Annotated in this window: 12 protein-coding genes and 1 pseudogene; 1 reads left to right on the plus strand and 12 read right to left on the minus strand. The window is 72.0% G+C overall.

All coding sequences use genetic code 11. The features are described from left to right. The 6 genes and pseudogenes from bacP to D7W82_RS33125 all read right to left on the minus strand — a co-directional run. Nucleotides 1-454: pseudogene (gene bacP / locus D7W82_RS33100) on the minus strand (bactofilin BacP); the annotation flags it as partial. A 3-nt stretch (nt 455-457) separates the two neighbouring features. Continuing rightward, nucleotides 458-781 (minus strand): polymer-forming cytoskeletal protein, encoded by a 324-nt coding sequence (locus D7W82_RS33105; RefSeq protein ID WP_120565586.1) that lies wholly within the window; start codon nt 779-781, stop codon nt 458-460. A 62-nt stretch (nt 782-843) separates the two neighbouring features. After that, a complete protein-coding gene (gene bacN, locus D7W82_RS33110) occupies nt 844-1185 on the minus strand; it encodes a bactofilin BacN (RefSeq protein WP_120537550.1) in 342 nt (113 codons plus the stop codon). Nucleotides 1186-1238: 53 nt separating this feature from the next. Beyond that, entirely contained in the window at nt 1239-2075 is an 837-nt protein-coding gene (locus tag D7W82_RS33115) for an alpha/beta hydrolase (protein WP_014397643.1), read from the minus strand. 12 nt (nt 2076-2087) lie between these two features. Then, nucleotides 2088-3938 carry a tetratricopeptide repeat protein gene (locus D7W82_RS33120; RefSeq protein ID WP_120622137.1) on the minus strand — a complete coding sequence of 617 codons (1851 nt, stop codon included), beginning with the start codon at nt 3936-3938 and terminating at the stop codon, nt 2088-2090. 41 nt (nt 3939-3979) lie between these two features. Further along, entirely contained in the window at nt 3980-6478 is a 2499-nt protein-coding gene (locus D7W82_RS33125; RefSeq protein WP_120622138.1) for an ATP-binding protein, read from the minus strand. Between the two features lie 456 nt (nt 6479-6934). Between D7W82_RS33125 and D7W82_RS33130 the strand changes: the two genes are divergently transcribed. Continuing rightward, nucleotides 6935-8506, plus strand: a complete 1572-nt coding sequence (locus D7W82_RS33130; protein WP_120622133.1) for a hypothetical protein — start codon at nt 6935-6937, stop codon at nt 8504-8506. A gap of 9 nt (nt 8507-8515) precedes the next feature. Here D7W82_RS33130 and D7W82_RS33135 read toward each other — a convergent pair whose 3' ends face one another. The 6 genes from D7W82_RS33135 to xseA all read right to left on the minus strand — a co-directional run. Beyond that, nucleotides 8516-9256, minus strand: coding sequence for a TlyA family RNA methyltransferase (locus D7W82_RS33135; protein WP_120622134.1), 741 nt, complete (start codon nt 9254-9256; stop codon nt 8516-8518). Next, nucleotides 9253-11010: a 1-deoxy-D-xylulose-5-phosphate synthase gene (locus tag D7W82_RS33140; RefSeq protein ID WP_120622135.1), complete on the minus strand. Its 1758-nt coding sequence runs from the start codon at nt 11008-11010 to the stop codon at nt 9253-9255. Before D7W82_RS33140 ends, D7W82_RS33135 begins: the two co-directional genes overlap by 4 nt. After that, nucleotides 11010-11903 (minus strand): polyprenyl synthetase family protein, encoded by an 894-nt coding sequence (locus D7W82_RS33145; RefSeq protein ID WP_120622136.1) that lies wholly within the window; start codon nt 11901-11903, stop codon nt 11010-11012. Before D7W82_RS33145 ends, D7W82_RS33140 begins: the two co-directional genes overlap by 1 nt. A 5-nt stretch (nt 11904-11908) precedes the next feature. After that, nucleotides 11909-12298 carry a PleD family two-component system response regulator gene (locus tag D7W82_RS33150; protein ID WP_014397650.1) on the minus strand — a complete coding sequence of 130 codons (390 nt, stop codon included), beginning with the start codon at nt 12296-12298 and terminating at the stop codon, nt 11909-11911. A 30-nt stretch (nt 12299-12328) separates the two neighbouring features. Continuing rightward, nucleotides 12329-12667, minus strand: coding sequence for an exodeoxyribonuclease VII small subunit (gene xseB, locus D7W82_RS33155; protein ID WP_120565593.1), 339 nt, complete (start codon nt 12665-12667; stop codon nt 12329-12331). Between the two features lie 41 nt (nt 12668-12708). Then, the coding region (xseA, locus tag D7W82_RS33160) for an exodeoxyribonuclease VII large subunit (protein WP_120622139.1) at nt 12709-14236 on the minus strand (1528 nt) is incomplete at its 5' end.

The following is a 14236-nucleotide window of genomic DNA, read 5'->3' on the forward strand; positions in this document are numbered from 1 at the left end:
GACAGGTCGGAGGACGCGGCGGGGTGGCGCCCGGACGCACCGTGGGGCGCGTCACCGCCTGGGGACGGGCCACGGCGGGGCGCTCGGACGGCAGCCGGCCCGGTTCCACGTCTCCCATGTCCACACGGCCTCGGAAGCTGGCCCCGTCCACGATGATGACGCGGGGAGCGCGGATGTCGCCCACCATGCGGCCTTCGCGGGTGAGCTCCACGCTCTCCGTGGCGTTGATGTTGCCCACCACCACGCCGCTGACGATGGCGTTCTTCACCGCCACGTTGGCCTTCACCACGCCGGACGGCTCCACGATGAGGGTGCGGCTGAGGGTGAGCTCACCCTCGACGCGCCCGCGGACCGTGAGGTCCTCGTCACCCGTGAGCCGACCGCTGATGAGGATGGAAGGCCCCACCACGGTGTTGTCGACGGCGTTGCCTGCAAGATCCTTCGCGGTCGCCACGGATCAGCGCTCCTTCATGTCCATGTCGACGTTGCCCTTGAAGGAGGCACCATCGGCGATGAGGATGCGCGGGGCCTTGATGTCGCCCACGACGCGGCAGTCCGTCTTCAGCTCGACCTTGTCGCTGGCGGCGATGTTGCCCGTCACGCGGCCGGCGATCTCCACGTTCTGCGTCTCGATGTCCGCCTCGACGACGCCAGAGCCCTCCACGTAGAGGCTCTCCTTGAGGGAGATCTTCCCCTTCACGGTGCCCTGGATGACCAGGTCCTCGTCTCCGGAAATCTCCCCGTCGATGACGATGCTCGAGCCAATGATCGTATTCGCCATGAGTGTGTCCGCCTTCTCGAAGCTGTGCGCCTGGGGGGCCGTGGGTCGGTCCCCGGTGGATGCTAGATGTCGTCCGGCAACTTCACGTCCATCTCGATGGAGCCGTTGAACACGGCCCCATCCTCGATGACGACCCGCGGGGCCTTGATGTCGCCCGCGACCTTCGCCGAGGCGTTGATGGCCACGCGCGTGGAGGCGTCGATGTTGCCGCTCGCCTCGCCGTTGATGGTCAGTTCCTCGGCGCGGATGTCCGCCTGCACCTTGCCGGTGCCTTCGATGGTGAGGTGGTTCTTCAGGGCGATCTGCCCCTCCACACGCCCCTCGATGACCAGGTCCCCTCCGCCCGTGAGGTTGCCCCTGATGACGATGCCCTTGCCAATGATGCCCGTTTCACCCTGTGCCATGAGGTGATCCTCGCCAGCGCCTGCTCCAGTGGGAGCGGGGCGACCTGATTATGTCAGAGATGCGCGGAGATCCAGCCGGAGATGTCCTGGAACACCGTCGCGCGGTCCCGCTCGTTGAGCGGCTCGTGCCGCATGCCGGGGTACTCCTTGAACTTCTTGTCCGCCGTCCCCGCCGCCTCGAAGAAGGACCGCGCCGCCGCCGGCAGCGCCACCCCGTCCTCCTGGCCGCACAGCACGAACAGCGGCACTTGAATCTTCGGCGCCAGCGCGAGCGTCTGCGCCTGGGCGGCCGTGGACTCCACGAACCAGCGGGGCGTGGCGAAGGGCACGTAGAGCGGGTCCGCGCCGACTGCCTTCTGGATGTCCGGGTCGGTGCTGAGCATGTCCGGGGCCAGGCCCGAGGGGACCTTCATCCACGGCACCAGGGTGCCCACCATGCGCGCGGCGAGCACCTTCGCGGCCGGCGGGGTGATGGCCAGCTTGAGGTAGGGCGCGGAGAGGATGGCGCCGGAGAGGCCCTCCAGCCTCCCGGCCAGGGCGTGCGCGGCCATCAGGCCGCCGTGGCTGTGGGCGAGCAGGAAGATCTTCTCGTTGCCCGCGGCCTTGCGCACGCGCTGCCAGAAGCCGTCCAGGTCGTCGAGGAACTCGGTCCACTTCGCGGCGTAGGCGCGCCGGCCGTCCGCGCGGCCGTGGCCCCGGTAGTCGAAGCCGTGCACGGCGAAGCCGTCCTGCACCAGCGCGTCGATGACGGGCCGGTAGCGGCCGATGTGGTCGCCGTAGCCGTGGACGATGGCCACGTGCGCGCGGGGGGCCGCGTCCGGCAGGTCGAGCGTCCAGAACAGCCGGGTGTTGTCCTTCCCGGTGAAGAAGCCTTCGTCGTGGCGGGCCATGAGCCCGGGACCTTAGCGGCCCGGCGCGGTCGAGGGTAGCGCCTTCAACTTGCGCTCCAGGGTGGTGCGCTGGTCCGCGGGCTCGGCGGCCTCCGGCTCCAGCGTCAGCACCTCCAGCGCGCGCTGCCAGGTCCGGACGGCCTCCGGGGCGCGGCCTGCCTTGAGGTACGCGTCCCCCAGGTGCTCCAGGATGGCGGGGTCGTCCGGGGCCAGCTCCACCGCGCGCTCCAGGACCTCCACGGCCTTCTTCGCGTCGCCGCGCTGGAAGAGCACCCAACCCAGCGAATCCACGTAGGCGCCGTTGTCCGGCCGGAGCGCCAGCGCGCGGCGCACCAGCCGCTCCGCCTCGTCCAGGTCCCGGCCCCGCTGCGCCATCACGTAGCCCATGAAGTTCAGCGCGGCGGAGTGGTCCGGCTTCAGCGCGAGCACCGCCCGCATGCGCGACAGCGCCCCTGGTACATCCCCCTGGCGCTCCAGCAGGGTGGCCAGGGCGAACTGCAGGTCCTGGTTCCTCGGCGCCTTCGCGACGGCGTCCCTCAAGAGCGCGAGCGCCTCCGGAGCCCGGCCCTGGCGCTCCAGCAGGATGGCCAGCGCGTCGTACGCCAGCACCCCGCCCTCCCCCGCCAACGCCTCGCGCAGCAGGCCTTCCGCTCGCGCGGCGTCCCCGCTCCGCTCCAGCGCCCGGGCGTAGCCGATGCGCACCTCCACGTCGTCAGGCGCTTCCGACATGGCCGCGCGGTAGAGCGCCAGCGCGCGCGGGTGGTCTCCCATGAGCGACAGGCAGCGGGCCTGGCGCACGCGGGCGTCGGGGAACACCTCCGAATCCGGAGGCACGCCCGCGAAGTCCGCGGCGGCGACGGAGAAGCGGCGGGTGCGCTCCGCGACGAGGCCGGCGTAGTACGCCAGCCGGGGCTCGTCCGGCGCGTCCTTGCGCGCGGCGTCCAGGACCTCCTTCGCGGCGGCCGGCTCTCCGGAGGCCAGGTAGCTGAAGGCCACGCGCACGGCCAGCTCCGGCGACGCGGAGAGCGACAGCAGCCGGTCGAAGTACGCCCGCGCCCGGGTCGCGGAGCCGCCCTTCAGCGCGGCGCGGCCCGCGGACAGCAGCACCTCCCGGCTGTCCGGATCCGCCTCCAGCGCGCGGGCCAGCGCGTCCTCCGCCTCCTTCGGCCGGCCGGAGTTCTCGTAGAGCCGGGCCAGCGTGGACCACACCTCCACGTCGCCCGGGTCGCGCTCGGAGGCCTTCGCGAGCAGGCGCTCGGCGCGGGTCGCGTCGCCGCGCTCGGCCAGGACGAGCCCCAGCCGCCGGTAGCCAGAGGCCTCTCCCGGCAGCGCGTGGGCCAGCGACTCCACCACCTTCACCGCCTCGTCGGGGGCCTTCGCGTCCAGGTACAGCTGCGACAGGACGAGGTACGCCTCCGGCTCGCGAGGACGCAGGGCCACCGCGCGGCGCAGGTGCTGCTTCGCGCGCGCCGTGCGGCCGGACTCCAGCAACACCCGGCCCAGGAGCACGTGGGCGGCGTAGTGCGTGGGGGCCTTCTCCACGGCCCGGCGCAGCTCGCGCTCGGCGCGCACCAGGTCGCCCAGGCGCGCGTACTCCTCGCCCAGCTGGGTGAGCAGGGTCGGGTTGCCGTCGTCGGTGGCGAGCGCCAGCCGCAGCTCGTCCACCGAGGCCCGGTGGTTGCCCTCCAGGTGCAGCAGCCGCGCCTGGAGGTAGTGCGCGTAGCTGGCGGACGACGCGGACGGCTCGTCGTCGCGGCTGCTCGCGTCCATGGCCTCGCGCATCGCCTCGCGGTCGACGTGCGGGGCCGGGGCCTTCCTCGCGGGCGCGGCCCCCGAACCTCCGGCGGCCAGCGCGAGGCACATCACGGCGGCACGGCTGAGGAGCGGGAGCGGGCGCACGCGGGCTAGTGGACCTCGGGCGGGGGCGCCCCCAGCTTCTCCAGCAGCTTCTCCACCGGATCGCTGTCCTGGCTGACGTCCGCCATGGCGGCCCGGTACTCGATGGAGGTCACCTGCTCCACGTCCGGCATCAGGCGGTTGATGACCGTGCGCGCCGCGTCCGCGTTGCACTCGGGCAGCACCACCGCGAAGACGCCCAGCCCCAGGTGGGCGATGGAGTCCGGGTGGCGCACGCGCTTGCGCATCACCTCCGCCATGTTGGGCGGCATGACGTCCAGCTCGCGGTCCGGACGCAGCACCGCCAGCGTGAGGGCGCGGTGGTAGCGGCGGCTGCGGGCCACCTCCTGCTCCAAGCGCAGCAGCAGGCCGCGGCGGTCGAGTAGGCCCGTCACGGGGTCGCTGCCCGTGCGACGCTGGAGCGAGTTCGTCTTGTCCTGCTGATCCTTGTCGCCCTGGCGCAGCTTGAGCGCGCGCTCGGTGCGGTTGAGCAGCTCCACCGCGTTGAAGGGCTTGGCCATGTAGTCCACCGCGCCCAGGTTGAGCGCGCGGACCTTGTCGGCCACGCCCTGGTGGGCGGACAGCAGGATGACGGGGATGTGCGCCGTGTCCGACGAGGACTTGAGCGCCATGGCCGCGTCCAGGCCGTCCAGCTTGGGCAGGAACACGTCCATCACCACCAGGTCCGGCCGTGAAGCGCGCGCCTTCGCCAGGCCCTCCGCGCCGTCGCGCGCCACCTCCACGCGGTACTTCGAGCGCAGCACCTCCGACAGCACCGCCGCGATTTCGGGCTCGTCCTCCACCACCAGCACGCGCGGCTGCTCGGGCGCGGCGCCAGGCGCGGGCTGCGGCCGGGGGTTGCGCGCGGCCTCCTGCGCCAGGGGCAGCGTGAAGACGAAGGTGCAGCCGCCGTCGGCCGGGCTCTCCGCCCAGATCTCACCGCCGTGCAGCTCCACGAACTCCTTGCAGATGGCCAGCCCCAGCCCCGTGCCCTTGGGCCCGTGGCGGTAGCGGTCGAAGACGAGGTGCAGCTCGTCCGGAGGAATACCCACCCCGTTGTCGCTGACCATCACCCGCACCGCGTCGCCGTCCGGCCGCGACAGGCGCTGCGTGCGCACCACCACCACGCCCGGGGCGCTGGCGTGCTGGATGGCGTTGCTGATGAGGTTCTGCAGCACCTCGTGCAGCTTCACCTCGTCGCCAATCAGCATCAGGCTGTCGGGGCACTCGGAGCGCAGCGACACGGCCTTCTCCGCCGCCAGGATTTCGAGCTCCGCCACGGCGTCGCGGCACAGCTGCGCCACGTCCAGCACGCGGGGCTCGATGGAGAGGCGCGCCGCCTCGCCCTTGCCCTTCTCCAGCAGGGACTCGACCAGGGTGAGGATCTTCCGGCCCTGGCGGATCATCGCCTCCGCGGACTGCTTCTGCTGCGTCTCCAGCGGCCCTTCCAACAGCAGCCGGCCGTGGCCCAGGAGCACCTGGAGCGGCGCGCGCAGGTCGTGGCTGCACACCGCGATGATCTCATCCTTGAGGCGGTTGAGCTCCTTCAGGCGGCGGTTCGCGTCGTTGAGCTCGCGGTAGCGCTCCACGTACGCCAGCTCCAGGTCCTCGCGCTTCTTCTTCACCGCCGTGTGCAGGCGCGCGTTGCGGATGGAGTTGGCGAGCACGCCCGCCACCGCCTCCGCGAACTCCTGCTCGTCGCGCCCGATGGACGCCTCGCCCTTGGACACGCGCAGGAAGAGCGCGCCCAAGAGGTCGTCCTGGCAGATGAGCGGCTGCACCAGGATGGACTTCACGCCTTGCGGCAACAGCGACGTGCGCACCTCCGCCATCAGCGGGTCGCGCTGCGCCTCTTCAATCAGGACGGGCTGCCGCGTCTCCAGCGCGCGGCGCAGCTCCGGGTAGCGCGCCACCTCGATGTCCAGCTGGACGAGGCTGGGGTCCTCCTGCGTCGCGACGACCGTGGCCGTGCGCGCGTGGCTGCCCTCCACCAGCACCACGGAGCAGCGGTCCGTGCCCGTCACCTGGCCGACCTTCTCCACCGCGATGCGGAGGATCTCCTCCAGCTCCAGCGAGCTGGTGGCCGCCTGGGTGATCTCGAGCAGCATCCCCATGCGCATCCGGATGCGCTCCTCGCGCTCCTTGAGCCTCCAGGCGCGCAGGGCGGACTCCAGCCGGGGCACCAGCTCATCCGCGCCGCGCACGAAGTCGTCCACCGCCAGCCGTTTGAAGGCCTCCGCCGAGCGCGCGCGGCCCTGATCCACCAGCACCGGCAGGCGCTGGAGCTTGTCCGTCTTGCGCACCGTCTCCAGCAGCTCCGCGGCCCGCTTGGCCGTCACGGCCAGGAGCACCACCTCCGGCTGGAGCTGATCCACCATCTCCGCCAGCCCGGTCTCCCGTTCCGTGGAGGCGCACTGGTAGCCACTCGCCGTGAGCCGCTCCACCAGCGCGTCACCCGCGGCCTTCGCCGCGAGCACCAGCACCCGCCCCCGCTGCTCAGACGACAACATCTCGATCCTCACGGCGCGCCTCCGCCCCGCCCAGACAGGGAACGACGTCGCGGAAACCCGTTGGGTGCGAAAGAGGTCATGGTCGATTCCGGATCATGCCGTCTAACCCGTCCGCGGGCCAGCGTATGAACGGGGCTCTCCTCAAGCGAGGGGGGTGGGAAAAGGCGCGCGACGTATACCCCGGACCGGTCTTCTTCCTCCGGAATCCCGCACGCACGTGACGGTCCGATGACCGGAAACCGCTCGCCCACCCCTTGTAGCGGTGGAATCCCACGAAAACAGTCAGGCTGTCACTTTCTTCCAACACCACCCTTGTTGGCCGGCCGGAGGCAGGGCGGGCGGGCAGGCGCTGGCAGGGGATTTTCAGGGTTTCTCGCGATCAGGATTCCGGGGGAAGGGCCCTGGGGCGTGGCCCCGCCCGCTCCCCGAGGGAGCGCGGTAGAGTGCGAAACCATGCACTCCGTCCCTTCGCGCCGGTTCACGCCACGGGCCCTCCTGGCCTCGCTGACCCTCTGTGCCTCCGTGTTCGCCGCCTGTGGTGGTGAGAAGCCGCCTCCCACTCCGGACCCGCCGACGGTGACGCTCACCGTGCCGCAGCCGAACACGGCGGCCCCGTCGCTGACGGTGCGGGTCATCGTGTCCGGGTGTGACGCGGTGTCGCGGGTGGACATCTACGACCGGGACACGTTCCTGAAGACCGTGGACTACACCAGCGGGTCCATGGACTTCGAGCTGGCCTATAATGAAATCAAGTACGACCGCGGGCTCGCCGTGGGCCTGTCGCTCAACGCGCGGGCGACGTGCGCGGACGGCCGGACGAACTCGTCCCAGCCCCAGCCGGCCACGTTCCTGCCGGTGACGAAGGTCATCAAGGATCCGGACCCCAACGGCCAGGTGGTGACGGACTTCTTCACCGCCGAGGGCAGCGGCACGAACGCCGCCTTCATCGGGTGCGGCAACACCACGACCGGCACCGGCACGCTCTACCGCGTGGACTCGGCGGGCGTGGTGAGGAACTCCGTGGAGATGCAGATCCCCTGCAGCGCGTCCACGGTCGTCACCGAGCTGAATCCGACCAGCAACAAGCGCTGGGTGTGGACCCCGGGTGTCGGCGCGATCGCCGTGGACTCGAACTTCGTCGTCACGGGCAAGACGGCGCCGTCCTACGCGCTGAAGAACCTGTCCGTCATGAGCAACGGCGACGCGCTCGTGAGTGACGGTCCTTCCGTGTCGCGGCTCCCGCACACTGCGGCGGGCGGCACCTTCCAGTGGACCTACAAGGGATTGTGGGCGCCCGTGGGGCCGGCGAAGCAGCGGGCCGAGAACGTCCTCATCCCCATCGTGCGCGTGCCCCAGGAGTCGACCGGGCTCCTGGTGGAGCTGGTGGTGGTCACGGTCGACGCGACCAAGACGGGGAGCATTCCCGCGGTCAGTGAGCGCACCATCCTGCAGTTCACGGGCGCGGTGGAGCATCCCCCGATCACTGCGTTCAACCTCGACGGCTCGGTCATCTACATCTCCTTCCCCTTCAACAACAACCAGTCGCGCGTGCAGGCGTGCCTGACCTCCATGGATGGCTGCGAGGGCGCGGCGTACAAGTGGGAGTCGCCCTTCTTCCCCGTGGAGATCCAGGGCGTGTTCCACTATGCGTCGGGCTCGCGGCTGGCCATCGTGGGCCTGCAGCGCGTCTGGTTCCTGGACAGCAACAGCGGCCTCGTCGTCAACAAGGGCGGCACCTCCGTGGACGCGTCCGGCCAGCTGCAGATCCTCCAGGTCCAGATGGGCCGCGCCAACACCTCCGAGTTCTACATCCTGGCCGGCCCGGCCCCGGGTTCCTCCGGTCTGCCCACCATGCCCCAGGAGATCGTTGCGGTGGACTCCGCCGAACAGGGCGAGCTGTTCCGCTACGAGGTCTCCAGCAGCCTGTCCTGCTCCGTGGATGACAGCGGACGGCTGTGGATGCGCCTGGGCAACAACCTGGTCCAGGCGCTGACGCTGCCCGAGTACCGCGCCGTCAAGAAGTGACGGCGGGCCTCAGGGCCTGTCGGCGACGAGGAGCGCTTCCACGTTGCCGGCGGGCCCGGGCACGGGCGAGTCCATCACCCCGCGCACGGTGAGCCCGTGCTCGCGCACGAACGCCGTCACGGTGTCGATGGCGTCCTGCCGCGCCTCCGGGTCGCGCACCACGCCGCCCTTGCCCACGCGATCCGGGCCCACCTCGAACTGGGGCTTCACCAGGGCGATGAGCAGGCCGCCCGGGGAGAGGAACGGAAGCACCGACGGCAGCACCTGGGTGAGCGAGATGAAGCTCACGTCGATGACGACCACGCCCACCTTCTCCGGCAGGTCCTCGTCCGTGAGGTAGCGCGCGTTGACCCGCTCGCGGGAGCGCACGCGCGGGTCCACGCGCAGCTTCTCGTGCAGCTGGCCGTAGCCCACGTCGATGGCGTGCACCCGCACCGCGCCGTGCTGGAGCAGGCAGTCGGTGAAGCCGCCCGTGCTGGCGCCGATGTCCGCGCCCACGCGGCCCGTCACGTCCAGGCCAAAGCGGTCCATGGCCGCCTTCAGCTTGAGGCCGCCGCGCGACACGTACGGCAGCACCTCGCCCTTGAGGCGCAGCTCGGCCTCCACGGGGACCAGGGAGCCGGGCTTGTCCACGCGCTGATCCGCCACCACCACCTGGCCGGCGAGGATGAGCGCCTGGGCCTTGGTGCGCGACTCGGCGAGCCCGCGCTCCACCACCAGCACGTCCAGGCGTTCCTTCTTCGGCTTCACCGGCGCTCCTCTCCCAGCAGCACACGGCCCGCGCGCCGCAGGCCCGCCGCGTCCAGTCCCAACTGCGTGCGCTGCACCCGCGCGTCCCCGTGCGGCAGGAAGACGTCTGGCATGCCCAGCAGCGTCACCCGGGGGGACACACCGGAGGCCGCGTACAGCTCCAGCACCGCGCTGCCCAGGCCGCCCCGGACGGTGCCCTCCTCCGCCACCACCACGTGCCCGCCCGCCGCGGCCTCCAGGAGCGCGGCCTCATCCAGGGGCCACGCCCGGCGCACGTCCAGCACGCTCCAGTCGGGCTCGGACCGGACAGCCTCCAGCGCGGACAGGCCCAGCGGGCCCAGCGTCACCAACGTCAGCCGCGAGCCCGCCACGCGCTTCAGCCAGCGGGCGCCCGGCACGGACGCCTCGGACTCCGTTCGCGCCAGCTCCGGCGGGAGGTCCGGCAGCGTGCCACGCGGGAAGCGCAGCACGGAGGGCCCGGGGGCCTGGAGCGCGGTGGTGAGCATGGGCCCCAGGTCCTCTCCCACCACCGGGGCCCACTGCGTGAGTCCCGGCAGTGGCCGGAGGAAGGACACGTCGTAGGCGCCCTGGTGCGTGGCGCCGTCCGCGCCCACGAGCCCCGCCCGGTCCACCGCGAAGACGACGGGCAGCCCCGGCAGGCACACGTCGTGGACGATCTGGTCGTACGCGCGCTGGAGGAAGGTGGAGTAGATGACGCACACCGGCTTCGCGCCCGCCGCGGCAAGCCCCGCGCAGAACGTCACCGCGTGCTGCTCCGCGATGCCCACGTCGTGCACGCGGTCCGGGAAGCGCGCCTTCAAGCCAGTGAGCGCGCTGCCCTCCAGCATCGCGGGCGTCACGGCCACCACGCGCGGGTCGCGCTCCAGCGCGTCACCCAATACCTGGGCGAAGGCCTCGCTGTACGTGGGCCGGCCCCCGCGCGAGCGCACCAGCTTGCCGTCGCGCCACTCGTACGGCCCCATCGCGTGGCCGCGCGTCTGCTCGTCCGCCTCCGCGGGCGGGAAGCCGCGCCCCTTCTTCGTCAGCGCGTGCACCACCACCGGGCGCGATGACGCCTTCGCCTCGCGCAGCGCCCGGGTGAGCGCGCCCAGGTCGTGCCCATCCACCGGGCCCAGGTAGGTGAAGCCCAGCGACTCGAAGAAGGCGCGGGCGTTGCGCGTGCGCAGGAGCGCGGGGATGGCGCCCACGTTCGCGCTGATGGACATCTGGTTGTCGTTGAGCACCACCACGAGCGGCAGCGGGCTGCCCCCCGCGTTGTTGAGCCCCTCGAAGCTCAGGCCGCCGGTGAGCGCGCCGTCGCCCACCACCGCCACCACGTGGCCCGTGTGGCCCAGCTGCCGCCGGCCGGAGAGCAGGCCCAGCGCCGCGGAGATGGCCGTGCACGCATGCCCGGCCGCCAGCGCGTCGTGGTGGCTCTCCCGCGGATCCAGGAACGGCGCGATGCCGTCCGCCTGCCGCAGCGTGTGCATCCGATCGCGCCGGCCGGTGAGCAGCTTGTGCGCGTACGCCTGGTGCCCCACGTCGAAGAGGAGCGCGTCCTGCGGCGTGTGGAAGACGCGGTGCAGGGCCACGATCAATTCGACCGCGCCCAGTGACGCGCCCAGGTGGCCCCCCACGCGTCCGCACGTGGTGATGATGGCCTCACGCAGCGCCTCGCACAGGCCGGGCAGCGCGTCCTCGGGGAGCGCGCGCACATCCGCGGGAGACGCGACACCGGACAGCACGTCCGCCATCAGGACTTCCGCTCCACCGAGTAGCGCGCCAGCGCCGCCAGCGGACCGTCCACGCCCTCCAGCGGGCGCACCGCGGCTTCCGCGCGGGCCACCAGCTCGTCGGCCATGCGGCGGGACTCGTCCAACCCCACCACCGCCGGGAAGGTGAAGCGCCCGGCCTCCGCGTCCGCGCCCACCGGCTTGCCCATGGCCTCCGCGCTGGAGGTCACGTCCAGCACGTCGTCGGCGATCTGGAAGGCCAGGCCCACCGCCTCACCGTACGTCACCGCGCTCATCAGCGCCGCCGCGTCACCGCCAGCCGCCAGGACGCCCATCCGGCACGCCGCGAGGATGAGCGCGCCCGTCTTCATCCGGTGCAGCCGCAGGAGGTAGTCCAGCGTCGCGGTCCGGTCCGCAGCGATGTCCAGCACCTGCCCGCCCACCATCCCGCTCGCGCCCGCCGCGCGCGCCAGCTCCACGCACAGGATGCCGCGCACCGGCTCCGGCCCTCCGGCGAGCACGTGGAAGGCCTCCGTCAACAGGCCGTCTCCGGCCAGCAGCGCCAGCGGTTCGCCGTAGACCTTGTGGCTCGTGGGCAGGCCCCGGCGCAGGTCGTCGTTGTCCAGGCAGGGCAGGTCGTCGTGCACCAGCGAATAGGTGTGCACGTACTCCAGCGAGCACGCCGCATCCAACACCACGGCGCTGTCGGTGCTCGCCTTCGTCACCGCGTCCGCGAAGGCCAGGCACAGCACGGGGCGCAGGCGCTTGCCGCCCGCGAGCAGCGAGTAGCGCATGGCCTCCGCCAGCCGGGGCGGCGTGCCCGCGGGACCCAGGCGGTCCGCGCGTTCGAGCAGGAGCGCCTCCACCCGCGCCTGTTGCGTGCGCATGAAGGGTTCCAGGTTGAAAGCGGCCATCGGCGTCAGGGCTCCTTCGCCACGTCGGCGGGGATGAGTTCGCGGATGCGCTTGACGAGCGCGTCCAGCTCCAGCGGCTTCACGAAGTAGTCGGCCGCGCCGACCTCCATGCCGCGCCGCTTGTCCTCCGGGTCTCCCCGCCCGCTGATGAAGATGATGGGGATGTCCCGGAACTGCTTGTTCTGCTTCACGGCCTGACACAGCTCGAAGCCGTTGATCCAGGACATGTTCACGTCCAGGAGGATGGCGTGCGGCCGGTGCAGCTCCAGCGACGCGACGAGCCGCAGGCCATTGGCCGCGGACATGACCTCGAACCCCTCGGCCCCCAGGGCCTCGGCGAGCAGCTCGCGCGTGTCGCGGTCGTCATCGACAATCGTAATCTTCGGCTTCGACATGCCCGGCCTCCGCCCTTCCCCAGCTGATGCCTAGAACGGGACATCGTCCTCCGGTGGCGGACGCGCCTGCGCGGTCGTCCGGGGGGCAGCCTGGGGAGCGGGCCGAGCCGCCACCGCCAGCGGCGCCACGACGTCCTGGCCGTCCTCGTCCACCAGCAGCTGTTCGATTCGCTGCTCGGCCTCCGTGAGCAGCTTCTCGCCCCGGCGCACGAGGCGGATGCCCTCCTCGAACGCCTTGAGCGACTCTTCCAACGACAGGTCGCCGCCTTCCAGCCGCGCCACCGTCTCTTCCAGGCGCGACACCACGTCTCCGTACTGCTCCGGAGCGGGCTCCACCTTGGGGTTCTTGTCCGACTTCGCCACGGCCATCCACCTCCCCGAGCGGGGCGCGGAATGTAGAGGGTGGCCCGCTAGCAGTCCACCGGGCCTTTCAGGCTGGTAACGGTCGCTTCGATTTCTTCACACCCGCCCAGGGTTTTCGCCCCGTGGGCCGCCAGCTTGATGCCCAGCACGTCCCCCACCACCACGTCCGCCATGGAGCGCACCACGACGCCGTCCCGCTGGCGGAACGTCACCGCGTAGCCGCGGGACATCACCTTCAAGGGGCTCAGGGCGTCCAGGCGGCCCCCCAGCCGTCCGAAGTGCGTCTGCGCGGACGCCAGCATGCCCCGCTGCAGCTCCAGGAGCCGCGAGCGCGCCTGGGCCACCTTCGCCCGCTCGGCCGCCACCCGCGCCGTGGGGGATTGCCGCTCCAGCCCCAGCCGCGCTTCCGCCAGCGCGCCCCGCCGCCGGGTGACGCCCGCGCGCGCCGCCTCCGACAGGCGCATGGCCAGCTTGAGCAGGTGCGCCCGCTGCTCCGACAGCCGCGTCTGGGGCCGCGCCCGCTGCAGCCGCTCCTGCAAGGCGCGCAGCGTCTCCCGGTGCTCGCGCGTGCGGGGGCGCAGCACGCGCATCATCGCCTCCACCTGTTCGGACAGGTGCAGGCGCTGGTGGTTCACCTCGCGGCGAGGGTCCGGCAGCCGCGCGCGAAGCTGGCCCTGGCGCTGGCGCAGCTCCAGCACCCGGCGCTCCATGGCCCGGCGCAGCCGGCCGGACTGCGTGGCCAGCGTCAGCTCCAGGTCGGCCAGCACCGGCGCCAGCCGCTCCGCCGCCGCGCTGGGCGTGGGCGCGCGCAGGTCCGCGACGAAGTCGGAGATGGTGAAGTCGATTTCGTGGCCGATGGCGGACACCACCGGCACCGGCGAGGCGAAGATGGCGCGCGCCACCCGCTCCTCGTTGAACGTCCAGAGGTCCTCCACGGAGCCTCCGCCGCGCGTCACGACGATGACGTCCACGTCGGTGCGCGAAAGCCGCTCGATGGCCCGCGCGACGTCCTCCGCGGAGCCTTCCCCCTGCACGCGCGCGTCCGCCAGCAGCACGCCCAGCCGGGGGTTGCGCGAGTGCAGCACGCGCAGGAAGTCCTGGAGCGCCGCGCCGGTGCGGCTGGTGACGACGCCGATGCGCCGGGGCAGGAACGGCACGGGACGGGGCGGCCGCACGCGCCGGTCGCCGATGAGCCCCTCCGCCGCGAGCCGCTGCTTGAGCTGCTCGAACGCGAGCGCCAGCGCGCCCTCGCCCACCGGCTCCAGGCGGGACACGATGAGGCTGTAGCGGCCCTGCGGCTCGTACAGGTCCACGCTGCCCTCGGCCACCACCTCCATGCCGTCGCGCAGCGCGAAGCGGATCCGCGACGCCATGGACGCCCACACCTTCGCGTCGATGGAGGCGTCCGAGTCCTTCAGCGTGAAGTACCAGTGGCCGCGCGCGTTGGCGCCGCGGAAGCTGGACACCTCGCCGCGCACCATCACGCGCGGGAAGCGCGACTCCACCGTCTGCTTGATCTGCCGGGTGAGCTCGCCCACCGACAACACCGTGCGCTCCGGGCGCGGCGGCGGGGTG

The sequence above is a fragment of the Corallococcus sp. CA049B genome (genome assembly GCF_003611685.1).
Taxonomy (GTDB): domain Bacteria; phylum Myxococcota; class Myxococcia; order Myxococcales; family Myxococcaceae; genus Corallococcus; species Corallococcus coralloides.